This window comes from Luteimonas yanweni (genome assembly GCF_039548475.1).
GTDB lineage: Bacteria > Pseudomonadota > Gammaproteobacteria > Xanthomonadales > Xanthomonadaceae > Luteimonas.
On the sequence record NZ_JBCLVC010000006.1, the window covers coordinates 133,246 to 151,633 of the forward strand.

Genomic DNA, 18,388 nt, shown 5'->3' on the forward strand with positions numbered 1-18,388 from the left:
GACGTGACCCGACCCTCCGCACCTTCCGGCAACGCCGCCGCCCAGCGCCGCGGCTTCTGGCTGCGCACGCTGCACCAGTGGCACTGGATCAGCTCGGCGGTGTGCCTGGTCGGCATGCTGCTGTTCGCGGTCACCGGCATCACGCTCAACCACGCGGCGAAGATCGAAGGCAGCCCGGAGATCGACAACCGCCAGCTTGAAGTGCCCGCTGAGCTCCTGCCGCAGCTTGACGCCCACGCTGAAGGCACCGCGCCGCTGCCGCGCGCGCTCGAGCGCTGGCTGCGCGACGAACTCGGCGCGCCCACCGGCGGCCGCGAGGCCGAGTGGTCCGAGGACGAGGTCTACCTGTCGATGCCGGGTCCCGGCCGCGACGCCTGGCTTGCCATCGACAAGGCTGGCGGCACGGTCGAGTACGAACGCACCGACCGCGGCTTGATCTCCTATCTCAACGACCTGCACAAGGGCCGCAACTCAGGCCCCGCGTGGGGCTGGTTCATCGACATCTTCGCCATCGCCTGCATCGTGTTCACGCTGACCGGGCTGTTCCTGCTGCAGATGCACGCGCGCCAGCGCCCCTCCACCTGGCCCTGGGTGGGGCTGGGCCTGGTGGTGCCGGTGCTGCTCGCCCTGCTGTTCATCCATTGATCCACGAGAGACCACGCATGCGCATTCCCCTGACCATTGTCCTTGGCGGCCTGCTGGCCACGCCGGTGTATGCCGCGGAGCTGACCGTCGAGGTCGAGATCCCGTCGATGACCGTCGCCGAGTACCACCGTCCCTACGTCGCGGTCTATCTCGAAGGCGCCGACGGCAAGGCCGCGGTCGACCTGTCGGTCTGGTACCTGATGAAGGACACCGCGGAAGGCCACGGCACCAAGTGGCTGCCCGACCTGCGCCAGTGGTGGCGCAAGTCCGGGCGCACGCAGCAGCTGCCGGTCGATGGCGTCAGCGGACCGACCCGCCCCGCGGGCCGCCACGCGCTGAAGTTCGACGCCCGCGACCCGCGGCTGTCCGGCCTCGCGCCCGGACGCTACAGCGTGGTGGTGGAAGCCGTGCGTGAAGTCGGCGGCCGCGAGCTGCTGAAGATCCCCTTCGACTGGCCGGCAAGGGCCGCGCAGTCAGGCAAGGCGCAGGGCAAGACCGAACTTGGCGCGGTGAGCCTCGCCATCAAACCCTGAGCTCCGGCCGCGCGATCCGCGGCACGCCGGCCGCACGACAAGCCGGCCACACGACAAGTATTCCCTTCCGGAGACCGACGATGAAGAACACCCTCGCACTCGCACTCGCACTTGCCCTGGCCGCCGTGCTGCCCATGACCGCGTCCGCGCACAAGCAGTGGATCATCCCTTCGCAGGCCGTGGTCAACGGCAGTGACGTCTGGGTGACCTTCGACGCCGCGGTGTCCAACCAGCTGTTCTTTCCCGACCACGTGCCGATGCGCCTGGACGGCATCACCGTCACCGCGCCGGACGGCAGCAGCGCGGAGCTGGCGAACGGTGCCACCGGCAAGTACCGCAGCACCTTCGACGTCGAGCTCGCGCAGCAGGGCACCTACCGCATCGCCAACGCCGGCAGCGGCATGTCGGCGCGCTGGGACACCGCCGAAAGCCTGGCCGCGAAGGCGAAGGCCGAGGCCGAAGGCAAGCCCGCCGGTCCCGACGCGCGCGGCGGCTTCCTGCGCAGCGCCACCGTCGAGGACCTGGCCACCAGGGTGCCGAAGGACGCGCGGAACCTGGAAGTCACCGAGACCGTCCGCCGCGTCGAGACCTTCGTCACCAACGGCGCGCCCAACGCGACCGCGCTTGCCGCCACCGGCACGGGCATCGAGCTGGAGCCGGTGACCCACCCCAACGACCTGTTCGCGGGCGAGGAAGCGACCTTCCGCATCCTGGTCGACGGCAAGCCGGCCGCCGGCCTCGAGTTCGAGATCGTGCGCGGCGGTACCCGCTACCGCAATGCCCAGGACGACATCGCCGCGACCAGCGACGCCGAGGGCCTGCTGCGCGTGACCTGGCCCGAGGCCGGCATCTACTGGCTGGAAACCGGCCTGCAGGACGACAAGCCCAGCCTGCCGCAGGCTACCGGCCGCCGCCTGGGCTACGTCGCCACCCTGGAAGTCCTGCCGCAGTAATGGGTCCACACGGCGCCATCGCCGCGCGACCCGCCCTCGCGGTGCACGCGCTGGGCGGCGCCACCATGGGCACGCTGTGGCGGGTGTCGGTGGCGGCGCCGTGCGGCGCCGACCTGCACGTCCTGCACGACGGCATCCAGGCCTGCCTGGATCGCGTGGTTGCGCAGATGAGCACGTGGGAGCGCGACTCGGACATCAGCCGCTACAACCGCGCGCGCGCGGGCAGCTGGCAGACGTTGCCGCAGCCGTTCTTCGATGTCCTGCGCGATGCGCTCGCGATCGCCGCGGACAGCGATGGTGCGGTCGACCCGACCGTCGGGCCGCTGGTCGAGGCCTGGGGGTTCGGTCCCCATGGACAGGGTGGTGCTGTGCCCGATGCAGCGACCCTTGCCGAGGCACGCGCACGCGTCGGCTGGCGCCGCATTGAACTGGATGCGTCCCGGCAGCGCGTGCTGCAGCCCGGCGGGGCCGCGCTGGATCTGTCCGGCATCGCCAAGGGCCATGGCGTGGACACGGTGGTGGATTGGCTGCAGGCGCGAGGCGTGCGCGCCGCGCTGGTCGAGGTCGGTGGCGAACTGCGCGGCCACGGCCGCAAGCCGGACGGAAGCCCGTGGAAGGTCCTGGCCGAGGCCTGGCCGGATGATGACGACCGCGACGATCACGCTGCCGCCCCCGCACCCTGCGTGATCGCGCTCGACGACGCCGCGATCGCGACTTCCGGCGACCACTGGCATCGCTTCGAACAGGACGGCCGCCTGTACTCGCATACGATCGATCCGCGCACAGGCGCGCCGGTGGAGCATGCACCGGCCGCCGTGACCGTGGTCGCCGACACCGCGCTTGCAGCGGACACCTGGGCGACGGCGCTGACCGTGCTGGGGCCCGAGCGCGGCCTGGAACTGGCACAGGCCCGCGGCATGGCCGCACGCTTCGTACTGCGCGATGCCACGAGCGTGCTCGACCGTGCCACCGACGCCTTCAGGCAGCGGCTCGCGCAGTGAGCGGCGCATCCGCCACTCGCCGCGCGCGCGTGGCGCAGTCCGGCGTCCTGCTCGCCCTGTGTGCGGCCGCGTTTGGCTTCGTTCCGCTGCACGACGGGGCCTGGTGGCCCGGTCCCCCCAGCGCGATGCAGGGATGGCTCGCAGCGCTGCTTGCGGCCGTCTACCTGGCTGCCACCGGCGGCAGGCTCCGGCACGTCCGTCGCGGCGCTCGCGCCCAGCTTGCCATCGAAGCCGCTGACGCCGGGACGCCGGATGCCGGCGATTGGCTCGTGGTCCACGCCAGCCAGACCGGCCAGGCGCTGGACGTCGCCCGACGCACGGCGGACGCGCTGCGCAGCGCCGGACTGCGCCCCCGCCTGCGCGGCATCGCCACGCTCGATGCCGCGTCGCTCTCGGCCGCGCGGCAGCTGCTGTTCGTCGCCAGCACCACCGGCGAAGGCGACGCACCCGATCCGGCCGCGGCCTTCATCCGCGACACGATGCACGCCGGCATTGCCCTGCCTGGCCTCCGCTACGCCGTCCTGGCCCTGGGCGACCGCGACTACCAGAACTACTGCGCTTTCGGCCACGCCCTGGACCAGTGGCTGCGCGACGCAGGTGCCAGGCCGCTGTTCGACATCGTCGAGGTCGACAACGGCGATCCCGCCGCGTTGCGCCATTGGCAACACCACCTCGGCGTCGCGACCGGCGCGCCGGAGTTGCCCGACTGGTCTCCTGCGAGCTATGCGCCCTGGACCCTGGCCGCGCGGCGCGAACTCAATCCCGGCAGCCTCGGCGGCGCCGTGCACGAAGTGCTGCTCTCGCCACCTGCCGGCAGCGACCCGCAGTGGCGCGCCGGCGATATCGCCGAAATCGGTCCACGCCAGGCGCCGCGGGCGGTGGTCGCCCTGCTGGTCGCCACCGGCCTGGACCCCGCCACGCAGGTGCGCGTGGACGACGGACGCGCGTCCCTGCGCGACCTGCTGGCGCGTTCCCACCTGCCCGAAGCAGCCGAGCTCGCCGGACTGGATGCCCATGGCGTGGCCGCGATCCTGAAACCCTTGCCGCACCGCGAATACTCCATCGCATCAGTGCCCGGGGAAGGCAGGTTGCGCCTGCTGCTGCGGCGCATGCTGCGTCCGGACGGCAGTCCGGGCATCGGCAGCGGCTGGCTCTGCGACCACGCCCGGCCTGGCGGCATGATCGACCTGCGCATTCGCGCCAATCCCGGATTCCATGGCCCGGACGCCGGCACGCCGCTGGTGCTCGTCGGCAACGGCACCGGCATTGCCGGCCTGCGCGCGCACCTGGCCGAGCGCATCGCCACCGGCGGCCATCGCAGCTGGCTGCTGTTCGGCGAGCGCAGCGCGGACCACGATTTCCACCTGCATGAAGACATCCTGCAGTGGCTCCACGACGGCGCGCTGGCGCGCCTGGACCTTGCATTCTCGCGCGATGCCGAGGGCGCCGGACGTCTCGCGTCGGTGGTCGCCGGCGACGCCGCGGCCATCCATCGCGGCTACGTGCAGGATGCCCTGCGCGCCCGATCCACGCGCCTGCGCCAATGGGTAGAAGACGGCGCCACGATCCTGGTCTGTGGCAGCCTGCAGGGCATGGCGCCGGGCGTGGACGCCGTGCTGCGGGATATCCTGGGTGATCCCGCGGTGGAACGGATGCGCGCGGAGGGACGGTACCGCCGGGATGTCTATTGACGCGTCGGCTCGATGCGTACGAGCAGCAGCTCGCCGGCGCCTTCTATCAGGCATCGCCTGCGCGCGGCATCGGCTTCCAGCAGCGCGCTGTCGCCCATTTCCAGCAGCGGCATCGCATGGCTGCCGCCGAGCGCTGCCTGCCCCGCCACCACGTGCACGACCCAGGCAGCACCCGGGTCGACGAACAGAAGCATCGAGCCCACCAGCGGCCGATGCCACAGCTGCGGTGCCACGCGCCCGTCCTGCCACATCAGGTTGAACACCTCGACCCGCCCGGCCTGCAGCCGGGCCTGCACCGCGACCTCGCCGCTGAAGCGCTGGCGTCCGTGCGGCGGCGCCAGCACGCGCTCCGACCCGTCATCGAAGTCCAGCGCAAGGCCTTCGCCGGCCAGCAGCACCTGTTCTCGCTGGACGCCGGGGAAGATGGAATACGGCCCGTCGGCTTCGATTTCCGCGATCGACAGCCGCCAGTCCCAACCTTCGCCCGCGGCGGCCCCCGCCGCATGGATCTCGCGCGTCCAGCCCAGGCCGTTGCGCCAGCGCAGGCGCCGGTACTCGTTGGCAGGAAGGTGGCGTGCGAAGGCCGCGTCGCTGGGCATGGCGGCAGTGTAGCGCCGCATGCGTGCCCTTCGAGGGCGCGCGGGACGCGTCCCTGCGTCCCGCCACGCCATTGCCTCGCCGGGTGCGTCCCTGCACCCGGCACACGACGCCGTGTCAGGGGGTTGACGCAGCGACGGGCTTGCCGGCAGCCGGCTTCTTCGCCGCGGCGGCTTTGGCGGTGCCGCCACCGACCACGATGCGGTCGCGGTTGCGCTCGACCGTCTTCAGGCCCACGCCCTTCACGTTGACCAGTTCGTCGGCGCTCTTGAAGGCACCATTGGCCTTGCGATACGCGACGATGGCCTCGGCCTTGGACATGCCGATATTGACCATCACGCGCTCGATGGTCGCGGCATCGGCGGTGTTGATATTGACCTTGTCGCTGGCGAACGCGCTGCCTGCCAACAGCAGCGACAGCAGCACGGGTGCAAGTACGGACTTCAGGGGAATCATTGCGCTCTCCTTGCGTGGTTGGGTTTCCTTCCCGCCGGGCCATCCTGGCGCCGGCGTGGCCAGTCTCGACGCCCGCCGCCCGCCACGACCATCGCCCGGCTACTCGCGGCGGCGCCGGCCTGCAGCGCATCGCGTCGTCCGGAAACCCTGACGCGAGGGGGGTAGAATCGGGCGTTCCCCCGAAAAACAGGGCATCCGCGATGGACACCAGCCTGATCAACCCCGACAGCGCCGAAAAGTTCGTTTCCGCCAAATGGGACGACGAAATCGTGCCGCAGCTGGTGGAGTACATCCGCATCCCCAACAAGTCGCCGATGTTCGACGCCGACTGGGTTGCACATGGCTACATGGAAGACGCGGTCAAGCTGATGGAAGGCTGGGCGCGGTCCCAGCCGATCCCCGGGATGCAACTGGAGGTGGTGCGCCTGGAAGGCCGCACGCCGCTGATCTTCATCGACATCCCGGCGGCCAACGGCGGCAATGCCGACGACTGCGTGCTGCTCTACGGCCACCTCGACAAGCAGCCCGAGATGACCGGCTGGGACGACGACCTCGGCCCCTGGAAGCCGGTGCTGCGCGACGGCAGGCTGTACGGCCGCGGCGGCGCCGACGACGGCTACGCGATCTACGGTTCGCTGGCCGCGCTCATGGCGCTGCAGGAGCAGAAGGTCCCGCACGCGCGCTGCGTGGTGCTGATCGAGGCCTGCGAGGAATCCGGCAGCTACGACCTGCCGGCCTACGTCGACCACCTCGCCGACCGCATCGGCCAGCCCTCGCTGGTGGTCTGCCTGGACTCGGGCTGCGGCAACTACGACCAGCTCTGGTGCACCACTTCGCTGCGCGGCCTGGCCGGCGGCAACTTCAGCGTGAAGGTGCTGGAGGAAGGCGTGCATTCGGGCGACGCGTCGGGCGTGGTGCCGTCGAGTTTCCGCCTGCTGCGCCAGCTGCTGTCGCGGATCGAGGACGAGGCCACCGGCCGCATCCTGCTGGACGGCCTGCACGTGCAGGTCCCGGACGAACGGCTCGCGCAGGCGCGCAAGTGCGCAGAAGTGCTTGACACCGCCGTGTTCGACAAGTTTCCGTTCCTGCCGGGAATGACGCCGATGAGCGACGACCTCACCGAACTGGTGCTCAACCGCACCTGGCGCCCGGCGCTGTCGATCACCGGCATCGGCGGCATGCCCTCGCTGGAATCGGCCGGCAACGTGCTGCGCCCGGAAACCGCCGTGAAGCTGTCGCTGCGCCTGCCGCCGACGCTCGACGGCAAGCGCGCCGGCGAGCTGCTGCAGGAGGCGCTGCTGCGCGACCCGCCGAACGGCGCGAAACTCGGCCTCGAGCTCGAGAAGGCGTCGAGCGGCTGGAACGCACCGGCGATGGCGCCGTGGCTCGACAGTGCCGTCGACGCCGCCAGCCAGGCCTTCTACAAGCGCCCGGCCATGTACATGGGCGAAGGCGGTTCGATCCCCTTCATGGGCATGCTTGGCGAAAAGTTCCCGGGCGCGCAGTTCATGATCACCGGCGTGCTCGGGCCGCACTCCAATGCCCACGGCCCCAACGAGTTCCTGCACATCGACATGGGCAAGCGGGTGACCGCCAGCGTGGCGCAGGTGATCGCCGCCCACCAGGCGGCGAGCGAGCGCGGCGAGACCACGGGCGCGGCGGTGGCCGCCGACAGCGGCACGCGGCACGGCGACCACGGCTGCTGCTGAGTACGACTGCTAAGCTCCCCGGACCATCAATCTAGGGGCAAGGATATGGAAGGCGTCTTCGGCGGCAGCAGCTGGCTCTGGATCATCCTGGTGGGCTTCGTGGTCGGCGTGCTCGCGCGCCTGATCAAGCCCGGCAGGCAGGGCATCGGCATCATCATGACGATCGTGCTCGGCATCGTCGGCGCACTCTTCGCCGGTTGGATCGGGCGCATGCTGGGGTGGTACGCCGAGGGCGAACCGGTCGGCTTCATCGCATCGCTGGTCGGCGCGATCGTGCTCCTGTTCATTGCCGAGGCCATCAAGGGCAAGCGCAGGCGCTGAGCCGGCTCGGGGCACTGCACGCATGGAAAAGCCGGGCGATGCCCGGCTTTTCCGTTCCCGGGCCGGGCTTCAGTCCAGGAGCGCTGCGATCACGCGTTCCGCGAGCGCCTCGGGCCCTGCCGACATCGTGTCCAGCACCAGCTCCGCATCCTCCGGCCGCTCGTAGGGCGAGTCGATGCCGGTGAAGTTGGGGAGTTCGCCACGGCGCGCCTTGGCGTACAGGCCCTTGGCGTCGCGTCGCTCGGCTTCGGCCAGCGGCGTATCCACGAACGCCTCGATGAAATCACCCTCGGCGAACAGCGCGCGCGCGGACCGGCGCTCGGCGCGGAACGGCGCGATGAAGCTCACCAGCACGATCAACCCCGCATCGGTCATCAGCCGCGCGACGTGGGCGATGCGGCGCAGGTTCTCCACCCGGTCCTCATCGGTGAAGCCCAGGTCGCGGTTGAGGCCGTGGCGGATGTTGTCGCCGTCCAGCAGGTAGGTGTGGCAGCCGCGCGCGACCAGCCCGCGCTCGACCAGGTTGGCGATGGTCGACTTGCCGGCGCCCGACAGGCCGGTGAACCAGACGCAGCGCGGGCGCTGGCCCTTGAGCGCGGCACGCACGTTGCGGTCAACGTCCAGCGCCTGCCAGTGGATGTTGTCGGCACGGCGCAGGCCATGGCGAACCATGCCGGCCGCGACGGTGGCGCGGCTCAGCATGTCGACCAGGATGAAGCCGCCCATCGCCGGTTCGTCGGCGAACGGCGCGAACGGGATCGGCGCGTCGAGCGACAGCACCACTTCGCCGATGTCGTTGGCCTGCAGGCGCTTCGCGGCCAGCGGCTGCAGCGTTTCGGGATCGAGCAGGTGCTTGATTTCACCGACGCGCGCGCCAACCACGCGGGGGCCCGCCTGGAGCTGGTAGCGCCGCCCGGGCAGCAGCGCGGCGTCATCGAACCACAGCAGGTCGGCGACGAACTGGTCGGTGGCCGCCAGGGGCGCGGGGGCGGCGGCAAGCACGTCTCCGCGTGCGGCGTCGACGTCCTCCGCCAGGCGCACCGAGACAGCGTTGCCGGCGTACGCGCTGTCGACCTCGACGCCACCGCGGCGCAGGCCGGCGACGGTCGCGGCGACGCCGTCGGGCTCGATGCGCAGCGCGTCGCCCACGCGCAGCGTGCCCGAGGCGACGGTGCCGGCCAGCCAGCGCCCGCCATCGTCGTCGCGCAGCACCAGCTGCACGGGCAGCCGCACGGCAAGGTCGGCGTCGCGGGGTTCTACCTGCACGGACTCCAGGTGTTCGAGCACGGTCGGCCCGTCATGCCAGGGCATCGCGTCCGAACGCGCGGTGACGTTGGCGCCGGTCGCGGCGGCCAGCGGGATCGCGACGGCATCGGCGATGCCAAGCTTCGCGGCGTGCGCACGGTATGCGCCCGCGATCGCCTCGAAGACGGCGCGATCGTGGCCGATGCGGTCCATTTTGTTGACCGCCAGCAGCACGTGGCGCACGCCGAACATCGCCGCGATCGCGGTGTGGCGGAAGGTCTGCGGCAGCAGGCCGCGGGTGGCGTCGACGAGCACGATGGCGAGGTCGGCCACCGACGCGCCGGTGGCCATGTTGCGCGTGTACTGCACGTGCCCCGGGCAGTCCGCGATCAGGAAGCGGCGGCGCGGCGTGTCCAGGTGGCGCCATGCGACATCAATCGTGATGCCCTGCTCGCGCTCGGCCTCGAGCCCGTCCAGCAGCAGCGCGTAATCGACGTCGCCGCCGCGGGTGCCATGCACTGCACTGGCCTTCGCCAGCGCGGCGCGCTCATCGTCGGGCACGCGGCCGGCTTCGGCCAGCAGGCGACCGATCAGGGTGCTCTTGCCGTCGTCCACGCTGCCGCAGGCGACGATGCGCAGGAAATCACGCGCCATCAGAAGTAGCCCTCGCGCTTCTTCTTCTCCATCGAATCGCCCTCGGCGTGGTCGATCAGGCGGCCGGCGCGCTCGGACTGCGTGCCCGCCTCCATCTCGGCGATGATCGCGTCCAGGTCGGTGGCGTCGGATTCGACCGCGCCGGTCAGCGGGTAGCAGCCGAGGGTGCGGAAACGCACGCGGCGCATTGCCGGGGCCTCGCCAGGCTCGAGCCTGAAGCGCTCGTCGTCGACCATCACCAGCGTGCCGTCGCGCTCCACCACCGGGCGCTCTGCGGCAAAGTACAGGGGCACCACCGGAATGCCTTCGCGGCGGACGTAGCGCCAGACATCGAGTTCGGTCCAGTTGGACAGCGGGAACACGCGCATGCTCTCGCCCGGGTTCACCCGCGCGTTGTACAGGTTCCACAGCTCGGGGCGCTGACGGCGCGGATCCCAGCGCTGGTTCGCGTCGCGGAAGGAAAACACGCGCTCCTTCGCGCGCGACTTCTCCTCGTCGCGACGGGCCCCGCCGATCGCGGCGTCGAAGCCTCCGGCGTCCAGCGCCTGGCGCAGCGCCTGGGTCTTCATCACTTCGGTGTGGCGACTCGCGCCGTGGCTCTGCGGACCGATGCCGTCGCGCACGCCGTCGGGGTTCACGTGCACGCGCAGGTCCACGCCGGTCTCCGCGGCGCGACGATCGCGGAAGGCGATCATCTCCCGGAACTTCCAGGTGGTGTCGACGTGCAGCAGCGGGATCGGTGGCCGCGCCGGCGCGAAGGCCTTCAGCAGCAGGTGCAGCAGCACCGAACTGTCCTTGCCGATCGAGTACAGCATCACCGGCTTGCGGCACTGCCCCGCGACCTCGCGCAGGATGTGCAGGCTCTCGGCTTCAAGCCGCTCGAGCTGGGCGTCGATCGCGTCCACGTCGCTCATGAACGCCCGTAGACATCTTCGTAGCGGACGATGTCATCCTCGCCCAGGTAGTCGCCGGACTGCACTTCGATCAGCTCCAGCACCTCCGTGCCCGGGTTCTCCAGCCGGTGCCTGGCGCCCAGCGGGATGTAGGTCGACTGGTTGGCATGCAGCTCGAAGACGTCGTTGTCGCGCGTCACCCGCGCCGTGCCCCGGACCACGATCCAGTGCTCGGCCCGGCACTCGTGCGACTGCAGCGACAGCCGGCCGCCGGGCTTGACCTTGATGCGCTTGACCTGGAAACCCTCGTCCCGGTCGATGGAGTCGTAGCTGCCCCAGGGCCGGTGCACCTCGCGGTGGAGCACGGCGTGGCTGCGGTCGTCGGCCTTCAGCCTCGCGACCACGTCCTTGACCTCCTGCACCCGGTCCTTGTGCGCGACCAGCACCGCGTCGTCGGTCTCCACCACGACCAGGTCGTCCACGCCCACCAGCGCAACCAGGCGGCGCGACCAGGCATAGCTGTTGCGGCTGCCGACCGCGATCACGTCGCCATGGCCGGCATTGCCGTCGGCGTCCCGCTCGCTGACCTGCCACAGCGCCGACCAGGAGCCGACGTCGTTCCAGCCGATGTCCACCGGCAGCACCATGGCGCGGCCGGTCTTCTCCATCACCGCGTAGTCGATCGAGTCCGAAGGCGACGACGCGAAGGCCTCCTTGTCCAGGCGCACGAAGTCGCCGTCGCGGGTCGCGCCGTCGCTGGCGCGGCGCACCGCATCGAGCATGTCCGGATGGAAGCGGCCGAGCTCTTCCAGGTAGCGCGAGGCGCGGAACAGGAACATGCCGCTGTTCCAGTAGTAGCCGCCCGCATCCACGTAGGCCTGGGCGGTGGCGGCGTCGGGCTTTTCGACGAAGCGCAGCACCTCGCGCACGCCGTTTCCGGTGCCAGCCCCGCCCGCATCCGCCTGGGCCGTAGCCGCTCCCGCCTGGATGTAGCCGAAGCCGGTTTCCGGCCCCTCCGGCACGATGCCGAACGTGACCAGTGCACCGGCATCGGCCGCCGCGGACGCCTCGGCCACGGCGGCGCGGAACGCCCCGGCATCGCGCACCACGTGGTCCGACGGCAGCACCAGCAGCAGCGGATCGGCGCCACCGGCCATGGCCTGCAGGGCCGCGGCGGCGATCGCCGGGGCGGTGTTGCGGCCGACGGGCTCCAGGATGATCGCCGCGCCCTCCACGCCCACCTGGCGCAGCTGCTCGCCGGCCAGGAAGCGATGCTCCTCGTTGGCGACCACGATCGGCGCCAGCGCGGCCAGGGGCGCCACCCGCAGCCACGTGTCCTGGAGCATGGTGTGCTCGCCGGTCAGCGCGAGGAACTGCTTGGGATACGCCTCGCGCGACAGCGGCCACAGGCGCGTGCCGGAACCGCCGGAGAGGAGCACGGGTTGCAGCTGGGTCATGGCGGCGCGGCCTGGCTGTCTAAGGGGAAGCGCGAAGTTTACCCTGTGCGCACCGCCGCCCCGACGGCCGAAGACCGCAGCCTGCATGACCACAGCCAGTGAAAGAACGCACGCCACCGAACGCCTGGACTGGGCCCGTACCGCCGCCGGGCGACCCGGCCTGGAGCTCGAACGCGCGTCGACCGACGCCGGCTTCCGCAGCTACTGGCGCACGGCGGGCGCTGGCGATGCCAGCCTGGTCGTGATGGACTCGCCCCCCGCGCTGGAGGACGTCCGGCCCTGGCTGAAGATGCACGAACTGCTCGAGGGTGGCGGCGTGCGCGTGCCGCGCTTGCTGGCGCGCGACGTGGAGCGTGGCTTCCTGCTGCTTGAAGACCTGGGCGTGGACACGCTGCTCCACGTCATCGACGCCGGCAACGCCGACGCCCATTTCGATGCCGCCATCGACCAGCTGCTTCGCATCCAGGCGATCCCCGCGCCCAGCGACCTGCCGCACTACGACGAAGCCCTGCTCGCGCGGGAGCTTCGCCTGTTCGACGAGTGGTTCCTTGGTCGCCACCTTGGCGCCACCCTCGACTGCGCCGATCTCGAGGCCCTCGACCTGGTCTACCGGGTGCTGATCGACAGCGCGCTGGCGCAGCCGCGGGTGCTGGTGCACCGCGACTTCATGCCGCGCAACCTCATGCCGGTGGCCGGCGGGCTGGCGGTGCTCGACTTCCAGGACGCGGTGCTGGGCCCGGTGTCCTACGACCCGGTGAGCCTTTTCAAGGATGCCTTCCTGAGCTGGCCAACCGCGCGCGTGGATGCCTGGCTTGCGCACTACCACGCTCGCGCCGTGGCGGGGGGTGTGCCCGTGCCCGCCTCCCCGGAGCGCTTCCTGCGCGACGCGGGGCTGATGGGCGTGCAGCGCCACCTGAAAGTGCTCGGGATCTTCGCCCGCCTCCACCACCGCGACGGCAAGCCGAAGTACATCGCCGACGCGCCGCGCTTCCTGGCCTACCTGGACGACGCCCTGCCGCGCCATCCGGCGCTCGCGCCCCTGGCCGGCGTGCTGGACCGCCACGTGCGCCCGGCGCTGGCCGCCGCGGCGGCGGGCTGAGGGACGCGCAGTGAAAGCCCTCGTCTTCGCGGCCGGCCTTGGCGAACGCATGCGCCCGCTCACCGACCACACGCCCAAGCCGCTGCTGCAGGCCGGCGGCAAGCCGCTGATCGCCTGGCACCTGGAGAAGCTGGCCTCGGCCGGCGTGCGCGACGTGGCGATCAACACCTCGTGGCTGGCATCGCAGTTTCCACAGCTGCTTGGCGACGGATCGCGCTGGGGCCTGCGCCTGCACTACGCGCACGAGGGCGACACGCCGCTGGAAACAGGCGGCGGCATGCTGCATGCGCTGGCGCTGCTGGGCGACGCGCCCTTCATCGCGGTCAATGGCGACGTGTGGTGCGACCTCGACTTCAGGCGCCTGCCGGACGCACCCACGGGCGACGCCCACCTGGTGCTCGTCGACAACCCCGACCATCATCCGCGCGGCGACTTCACGCTGGACGCGGATGGCTGCGTGCACGCCGGCGACACGCCGCGGCTCACGTTTTCCGGCATCGGCGTCTACCGGCCGTCGCTGCTGCATGGCTGGCGCGACGTCATCGGCGATGCACCTGGCGCGGACGCCCGCCCGCCGCGCTTCAAGCTGGCGCCGCTGCTGCGCGCGGCCATGGCGCGAGGCGCGATCCGGGGCGAGCACCACCGCGGCCACTGGACCGACGTGGGCACGCCCGAGCGGCTCGACGCGCTGTCGCGTGCGCTCGATGCCGGCCGCTGATCCTGCGCACGTCGCCCGTCGCGTCGTTTCGGCGCCGGCAGCGGCCTCAGCGGACGCCTGGATGCGATAACCGTGACGTAGGTCACGGATTTTGTCGCGCCGCACAAGACACGATCAAGCGAGGCGCACCTCGATACGTGCCGCCCAAGGGGATGAATGATGAAAGCGACCACCGTGCTGGCCACGGCATTGCTGCTTGCCGCGTGCAGCGCCCATGCACAGTCCGGCAGTGACTGCCCCGCGCTTCCCGCCACCAGCGGACTGGCCTGGGAGAAGCTCGACGGCAAGGACTACACCTTCTGCAAGGCCATCCGCGCCAGCGACGGCGCGCAGGTGCTCGCGGTGATGATCACCGGCGATGCGCCGTTCCGCCCGCGCCGCGGCAACCGTACCGTGGAAACCGTGATCGACGGCAAGGACACCTGGTGGTACCGCAGCGAGCTGTCCGGCCAGTCCGGCATCGAAGTGCGCGAGACCCTGGTCGAACTCGACAGCAGCAACGTGGCCCACATCTCGCTGCGCGGCGACGAGACGCAGCTGTCGGAAGCGATGTCGCTGGCGCGGGAACTGCGCTTCGACGTGGTCCGCCTTTCGACCAACTGAGCCGGCGCGACGCAGGCCGGGCGGGCACGGCCCGGCGCGCATGCTCCGGGCGCCAGGCTCAGAAGCGGCCTTCCTGGAAGTCCGCGAAGGCCTGCATGAGCTCCTGCTTCGTGTTCATCACAAAGGGTCCGTGGCGCGCCACCGGCTCGCGCAGCGGCCGGCCGGAGACCAGCAGCAGGCGCGCTCCGGACGCGCCGGCCTGGACGCGCAGCGCATCGCCGCCGCCGAGGATGCCAAGCTCCCGGGTTGCCAGCGCGCGCGCCTCGTCGCCGCATCCGATCCGCGCCTCGCCCTCGAACACGTAGGCGAACGCGCTCTGGCCCTCGGGCAGCCGGTGCTCCCAGGCGACGCCAGGCGCAAGCGACACGTCCAGGTACAGCGGATCGGTGGCCGGCTGTTCGATCGGCCCGCGCACGCGACAGCCGTCGGCCGAGGCGATCTCGCCCGCCACCACGCGGACATCGACGCCTTCCGCCGGCGTGACGCGCGGAATGCGGTCGGGCGCGAACTCCTGGTAGCGCGGCTCGATCATCTTGTCCTTCGCCGGCAGGTTCACCCACAGCTGGAAACCGCGCATGCGGCCTTCCTCCTGCTCGGGCATCTCCGAGTGCACAAGACCGCGGCCGGCGGTCATCCACTGCACGCTGCCGGGCACCAGCAGGCCCTCGTTGCCATGGTTGTCGCGATGGCGCATGCGGCCGTCGAGCATGTAGGTGACGGTCTCGAAGCCGCGGTGCGGATGCTCCGGGAAGCCCGCGATGTAGTCCTCGGCGCGATCGGTGCCGAATTCATCGAGCAGCAGGAACGGATCGAGGTCGGGCAGCCCGGCGCCGCCGATCACGCGCGTCAGCTTCACGCCGGCGCCGTCGGAGGCGGGCTGGCCGCGCAGCTTGCGCACCACGCGGGTGGAGTCGAAATCGGAAGTGGTCATGGCGGGTTCCTCTGGAGGCTCTCCCACATCATGGTGCCGCCGCGCGGTGAGGACAGCGCCACGCGTGCAACTGTCTGATCCGCCGAACCGGACTGCAGCAAGGCCGGCGGTGCGCAACACGCCGGGAATCGCGGCTGCAGCCGCTGTTACAGGGCGCGCGCGCCGGAGGAGCGGCGGCGCAGCCGCCAGGCCTTGTGGATCCGCGGGTTGCGCGCGAAGTCAGGCGGGATCGTCGCGGCGGTGATGTCCTCGCACTCCGCGAACGCCGCCACCGCCTCCTCGTCCAGGCGGAAGCGGCGGTAGTTGTTGGAGAAGTACAGCACCCCGTCCGGCGACAGCCGCGCGACCGCGGCCTGCAGCAGCTGCACGTGCTGGCGCTGCATGTCGAAATCATCGGCGCGCGCCGAGTTCGAGAACGTCGGCGGGTCGCAGAAGACCAGGTCGTACTCGCCGGTGTCGGCCTCCAGCCAGGCCACGGCATCGGCCTGCACCAGGCGATGCGCGTTGCCACCGAGGATACGGCCGTCGACGCGGTTGCCGCGCAGGTTGTCCGACGCCCACTGCAGGTAGGTCGCCGACAGGTCGACGCTGGTGGTGCTGGCCGCGCCGCCCACCGCCGCATGCACGGTGGCCGCGCCGGTGTAGCAGAACAGATTGAGGAAACGCTTGCCGCGCGCCTCGCGCTGCAGGCGCGCGCGCAGCGGGCGGTGGTCGAGGAACAGGCCGGTGTCGAGGTAGTCGAACAGGTTCACCCGCAGCAGCGCCGCGCCCTCGCGCACCGTGATGTATTCACCGCGGCGCAGGGCCGCGGCATCGGCGTACTTGCTGCCGCCCTTGCCACGCGCGCGGACCTTGGTCGCGACGCGCTCGCGCGAGACGCCGAAGACTTCGCGCGCGGCCGCCAGCACTTCGCCGAAGCGGCGGCGCACGTCGGCGTCCGGGATGTCCGCCGGCGCGGCGTATTCCTGCACATGCAGCCAGGTCGCATCGGGATCGTCGGCTTCGGTGTAGACATCGATAGCGGCCGAATACTCGGGCAGGTCGGCGTCGTAGGCGCGGTAGCAGCCGATGCCCTCGCGCACGCGCCAGGACTTCAGCGCGCGCAGGTTCTTGCGCAGGCGGTTGGCAAGCATCTGCGCGCCGGGCGACAGCGGGCGGGGCGTGGCGTCCTCGCGCAGCGGCGGCTGCACCGGATCGACGACCAGCAGCGAGCACTCCAGCGCACCGTTGAACACCTGGTAGACCTTCTGCGGGCGCAGGCCGGTGGCCCGCGCCAGGTCCGGGCTGCCGCAGAGCAGGCTGGCGCGCCAGTACGGCGCGATCCGGCGCAGGGCATCGCCAAGTCCGCGGTAGAGCTGGGCGTCGGCGGCGAGGCGCGCGTCGTAGGGCGGGTTGCTGGCGACCAGGCCGCGGACCTGGATCATCGGCCGCAGCGCGGCAACCTGGCGTTCCTCCAGCTGCAGCACGTCACCGAAGCCTGCGGCGGTCGCGTTCTCGTGCGCGGCCCGCAGCGCTGCCGGATCGACGTCGCTGCCGTAGAACACCGGCCGCAGTGAATCGCGTCCCGCGCGCTCACGTGCCAGTGCGTCTTCACGCAGCGCGGTCCACGCGCCGGCATCGAAGCCGCTCCAGCGCGAGGGCTGCACCTCGCCATGGCGCAGAAGGCCGGGCGCCACGTCCGCGGCCATGGCCGCGCCTTCGACCAGCAGCGTGCCGCTGCCACACATCGGATCCAGCAGCGCGCCGCCCTCGGCATGCACCTGCGGCCACTGGCCACGCAGCAGCACCGCGGCGGCCAGGGTTTCCTTCAGCGGCGCATCGCCCTGCGCGCGACGCCAGCCGCGACGGTGCAGGGAGCCGCCGCCGAGGTCGACGGAAAGGATCGCGCGGCCCTTGCGCACCACCAGGTTCAGCCGCAGGTCGGGCGCATCCAGGTCGACGTCCGGGCGCGCCCCGGTCTCGGCGCGCAGGCTGTCGACCACGGCGTCCTTGACCCGCAGCGCTGCATAGCGCGCATGCGTGATGCCTTCGCCGGACACCCGGGCATCGACCGCCAGCGTGCGGCCCGGCGCCAGGTGGCTGGCCCACGGCAGGGCCACGGCGTTGCGGTACAGCGTGTCTTCGTCGTCGCAGTAGAACTCGGCCAGCGGCCACAGCACGCGGCTGGCCAGGCGCGACCACAGCACCGCGCGCTGGGCGTCGGCGAGCTCGCCTTCGACGTTGACGCCGGCGACGGTGGCGGTCGCGCGCGCGCAGCCGAGCGCAACCAGCTCGTCGGCCAGCAGGTATTCCAGGCCCTTGCCGCAGCTTGCGAAGAATTTCACGGCGACAGCGCGCCCAGCAGGTCGGCGAACAGCGCCGCCGAAGCTTCGACATGCGCGGACAGGCGGTGGCTGTCGTCGACCAGCAGCAGGCGGTCGCGACGCGGCATCGCCCAGGCGACGACATCGGCGGCCGGTATCAGCTCGTCGTGCCAGCCGTGGATGATCGCGGTCGGCACCGCGCCGGCCTGGAGCGGGTAGGCCTTGGCCAGGTTCACCGGCGGCGCCATCAGGAACAGCGCGCGCGTGGGCACTTCAAGCGAGACCCGCCCGGAGATCCAGGCGCCCAGGCTCGACCCCGCGAGCACCAGCGGGCCTTCGGCGGCGCGGGCGGAGGCGAGCGCCTGCAGGTGGGCCAGGCGCCGGGCGACGTCGCCGAGGTCGCTGACGTCATGCATGGCGTCGAAACCCGTGTAGTCCGGACGCTCGTGGCTCCAGCCCAGGCGTTCGGCGACGTCGGCCAACGCGGTGACCTTGGTGGCGTCGGGGCCGCTTTCGAAGCCGTGCGAGAGGATGCAATGGCCGCGTGCGGTCATGGGGTCCGGGAAAGTTCGGGGGAAT

General features: G+C 71.3%; 18 protein-coding genes. 10 read left to right on the top strand and 8 right to left on the bottom strand.

Annotation, left to right across the window (positions count from 1 at the left end):
- Positions 1 to 3 precede the first annotated feature (3 nt).
- From WCE39_RS02245 to WCE39_RS02265, 5 genes are all read left to right on the top strand, one after another.
- The gene (locus tag WCE39_RS02245; RefSeq protein WP_343275088.1) at positions 4 to 645 is read left to right on the top strand and encodes a PepSY-associated TM helix domain-containing protein; all 642 of its coding nucleotides are present in this window, start codon (positions 4 to 6) and stop codon (positions 643 to 645) included.
- 17 nt (positions 646 to 662) lie between these two features.
- A complete protein-coding gene (locus tag WCE39_RS02250) occupies positions 663 to 1,178 on the top strand; it encodes a DUF2271 domain-containing protein (protein ID WP_343275089.1) in 516 nt (171 codons plus the stop codon).
- 80 nt (positions 1,179 to 1,258) lie between these two features.
- The gene (locus WCE39_RS02255; RefSeq protein WP_343275090.1) at positions 1,259 to 2,131 is read left to right on the top strand and encodes a DUF4198 domain-containing protein; all 873 of its coding nucleotides are present in this window, start codon (positions 1,259 to 1,261) and stop codon (positions 2,129 to 2,131) included.
- Positions 2,131 to 3,132, top strand: a complete 1,002-nt coding sequence (locus WCE39_RS02260) for an FAD:protein FMN transferase (protein ID WP_343275091.1) — start codon at positions 2,131 to 2,133, stop codon at positions 3,130 to 3,132. The genes WCE39_RS02255 and WCE39_RS02260 overlap by 1 nt, the downstream gene beginning before the upstream one ends.
- Complete coding sequence (locus WCE39_RS02265; protein ID WP_343275092.1) at positions 3,129 to 4,823, top strand: sulfite reductase flavoprotein subunit alpha; 1,695 nt, start codon at positions 3,129 to 3,131, stop codon at positions 4,821 to 4,823. Before WCE39_RS02260 ends, WCE39_RS02265 begins: the two co-directional genes overlap by 4 nt.
- On the opposite strand, the gene WCE39_RS02270 is transcribed toward WCE39_RS02265, so the two are convergent.
- Both WCE39_RS02270 and WCE39_RS02275 read right to left on the bottom strand, forming a co-directional pair.
- Complete coding sequence (locus WCE39_RS02270) at positions 4,817 to 5,443, bottom strand: HutD/Ves family protein (protein WP_343275093.1); 627 nt, start codon at positions 5,441 to 5,443, stop codon at positions 4,817 to 4,819. The genes WCE39_RS02265 and WCE39_RS02270 overlap by 7 nt on opposite strands.
- 94 nt (positions 5,444 to 5,537) lie before the next feature.
- Positions 5,538 to 5,876 carry a ComEA family DNA-binding protein gene (locus tag WCE39_RS02275; protein WP_343275094.1) on the bottom strand — a complete coding sequence of 113 codons (339 nt, stop codon included), beginning with the start codon at positions 5,874 to 5,876 and terminating at the stop codon, positions 5,538 to 5,540.
- A 200-nt stretch (positions 5,877 to 6,076) separates the two neighbouring features.
- Here WCE39_RS02275 and WCE39_RS02280 point away from each other — a divergent pair, with 200 nt between their 5' ends.
- Entirely contained in the window at positions 6,077 to 7,585 is a 1,509-nt protein-coding gene (locus WCE39_RS02280) for a M20 family metallopeptidase (RefSeq protein WP_343275095.1), read from the top strand.
- Positions 7,586 to 7,630: 45 nt separating this feature from the next.
- Positions 7,631 to 7,906 carry a GlsB/YeaQ/YmgE family stress response membrane protein gene (locus WCE39_RS02285; protein ID WP_343275096.1) on the top strand — a complete coding sequence of 92 codons (276 nt, stop codon included), beginning with the start codon at positions 7,631 to 7,633 and terminating at the stop codon, positions 7,904 to 7,906.
- A gap of 69 nt (positions 7,907 to 7,975) precedes the next feature.
- Here the strand turns inward: WCE39_RS02285 and cysC are convergent, their stop codons facing one another.
- Genes cysC through WCE39_RS02300 form a run of 3 tightly spaced genes read right to left on the bottom strand, consistent with a single transcriptional unit; the run spans position 7,976 to position 12,155 of the window.
- The gene (gene cysC / locus WCE39_RS02290) at positions 7,976 to 9,805 is read right to left on the bottom strand and encodes an adenylyl-sulfate kinase (protein ID WP_343275097.1); all 1,830 of its coding nucleotides are present in this window, start codon (positions 9,803 to 9,805) and stop codon (positions 7,976 to 7,978) included.
- Positions 9,805 to 10,719, bottom strand: a complete 915-nt coding sequence (gene cysD, locus WCE39_RS02295) for a sulfate adenylyltransferase subunit CysD (RefSeq protein ID WP_343275098.1) — start codon at positions 10,717 to 10,719, stop codon at positions 9,805 to 9,807. Before cysD ends, cysC begins: the two co-directional genes overlap by 1 nt.
- A complete protein-coding gene (locus WCE39_RS02300; protein WP_343275099.1) occupies positions 10,716 to 12,155 on the bottom strand; it encodes a mannose-1-phosphate guanylyltransferase/mannose-6-phosphate isomerase in 1,440 nt (479 codons plus the stop codon). The genes cysD and WCE39_RS02300 overlap by 4 nt, the downstream gene beginning before the upstream one ends.
- A gap of 85 nt (positions 12,156 to 12,240) precedes the next feature.
- On the opposite strand from WCE39_RS02300, the gene WCE39_RS02305 reads away from it, so the two are divergent.
- From WCE39_RS02305 to WCE39_RS02315, 3 genes are all read left to right on the top strand, one after another.
- The gene (locus WCE39_RS02305) at positions 12,241 to 13,254 is read left to right on the top strand and encodes an aminoglycoside phosphotransferase family protein (protein ID WP_343275100.1); all 1,014 of its coding nucleotides are present in this window, start codon (positions 12,241 to 12,243) and stop codon (positions 13,252 to 13,254) included.
- A gap of 10 nt (positions 13,255 to 13,264) precedes the next feature.
- On the top strand, positions 13,265 to 13,972 hold the full coding sequence (murU, locus tag WCE39_RS02310; RefSeq protein ID WP_343275101.1) for an N-acetylmuramate alpha-1-phosphate uridylyltransferase MurU: 708 nt from the start codon (positions 13,265 to 13,267) through the stop codon (positions 13,970 to 13,972).
- 159 nt (positions 13,973 to 14,131) lie between these two features.
- Complete coding sequence (locus tag WCE39_RS02315) at positions 14,132 to 14,575, top strand: hypothetical protein (protein WP_343275102.1); 444 nt, start codon at positions 14,132 to 14,134, stop codon at positions 14,573 to 14,575.
- Between the two features lie 58 nt (positions 14,576 to 14,633).
- Here WCE39_RS02315 and WCE39_RS02320 read toward each other — a convergent pair whose 3' ends face one another.
- The 3 genes from WCE39_RS02320 to WCE39_RS02330 form a co-directional block, all read right to left on the bottom strand.
- Complete coding sequence (locus WCE39_RS02320) at positions 14,634 to 15,506, bottom strand: pirin family protein (RefSeq protein WP_343275103.1); 873 nt, start codon at positions 15,504 to 15,506, stop codon at positions 14,634 to 14,636.
- A 146-nt stretch (positions 15,507 to 15,652) separates the two neighbouring features.
- On the bottom strand, positions 15,653 to 17,830 hold the full coding sequence (rlmKL, locus tag WCE39_RS02325) for a bifunctional 23S rRNA (guanine(2069)-N(7))-methyltransferase RlmK/23S rRNA (guanine(2445)-N(2))-methyltransferase RlmL (protein ID WP_343253855.1): 2,178 nt from the start codon (positions 17,828 to 17,830) through the stop codon (positions 15,653 to 15,655).
- Positions 17,827 to 18,363, bottom strand: a complete 537-nt coding sequence (locus WCE39_RS02330; protein ID WP_343275104.1) for a hypothetical protein — start codon at positions 18,361 to 18,363, stop codon at positions 17,827 to 17,829. The genes rlmKL and WCE39_RS02330 overlap by 4 nt, the downstream gene beginning before the upstream one ends.
- Between the last annotated feature and the right edge of the window lie 25 nt (positions 18,364 to 18,388).

Bases quoted from the DNA above. Each gene is read 5' to 3' on its own strand.
- WCE39_RS02305 (WP_343275100.1), top strand. From the start codon at position 12,241: ATGACCACAGCCAGTGAAAGAACGCACGCCACCGAACGCCTGGACTGG.
- WCE39_RS02270 (WP_343275093.1), bottom strand. From the start codon at position 5,443: ATGCGGCGCTACACTGCCGCCATGCCCAGCGACGCGGCCTTCGCACGC.
- WCE39_RS02330 (WP_343275104.1), bottom strand. From the start codon at position 18,363: ATGACCGCACGCGGCCATTGCATCCTCTCGCACGGCTTCGAAAGCGGC.
- cysD (WP_343275098.1), bottom strand. From the start codon at position 10,719: ATGAGCGACGTGGACGCGATCGACGCCCAGCTCGAGCGGCTTGAAGCC.
- WCE39_RS02315 (WP_343275102.1), top strand. From the start codon at position 14,132: ATGAAAGCGACCACCGTGCTGGCCACGGCATTGCTGCTTGCCGCGTGC.
- WCE39_RS02250 (WP_343275089.1), top strand. From the start codon at position 663: ATGCGCATTCCCCTGACCATTGTCCTTGGCGGCCTGCTGGCCACGCCG.
- cysC (WP_343275097.1), bottom strand. From the start codon at position 9,805: ATGGCGCGTGATTTCCTGCGCATCGTCGCCTGCGGCAGCGTGGACGAC.
- WCE39_RS02275 (WP_343275094.1), bottom strand. From the start codon at position 5,876: ATGATTCCCCTGAAGTCCGTACTTGCACCCGTGCTGCTGTCGCTGCTG.
- WCE39_RS02285 (WP_343275096.1), top strand. From the start codon at position 7,631: ATGGAAGGCGTCTTCGGCGGCAGCAGCTGGCTCTGGATCATCCTGGTG.
- WCE39_RS02255 (WP_343275090.1), top strand. From the start codon at position 1,259: ATGAAGAACACCCTCGCACTCGCACTCGCACTTGCCCTGGCCGCCGTG.
- WCE39_RS02320 (WP_343275103.1), bottom strand. From the start codon at position 15,506: ATGACCACTTCCGATTTCGACTCCACCCGCGTGGTGCGCAAGCTGCGC.
- WCE39_RS02260 (WP_343275091.1), top strand. From the start codon at position 2,131: ATGGGTCCACACGGCGCCATCGCCGCGCGACCCGCCCTCGCGGTGCAC.
- WCE39_RS02280 (WP_343275095.1), top strand. From the start codon at position 6,077: ATGGACACCAGCCTGATCAACCCCGACAGCGCCGAAAAGTTCGTTTCC.
- WCE39_RS02300 (WP_343275099.1), bottom strand. From the start codon at position 12,155: ATGACCCAGCTGCAACCCGTGCTCCTCTCCGGCGGTTCCGGCACGCGC.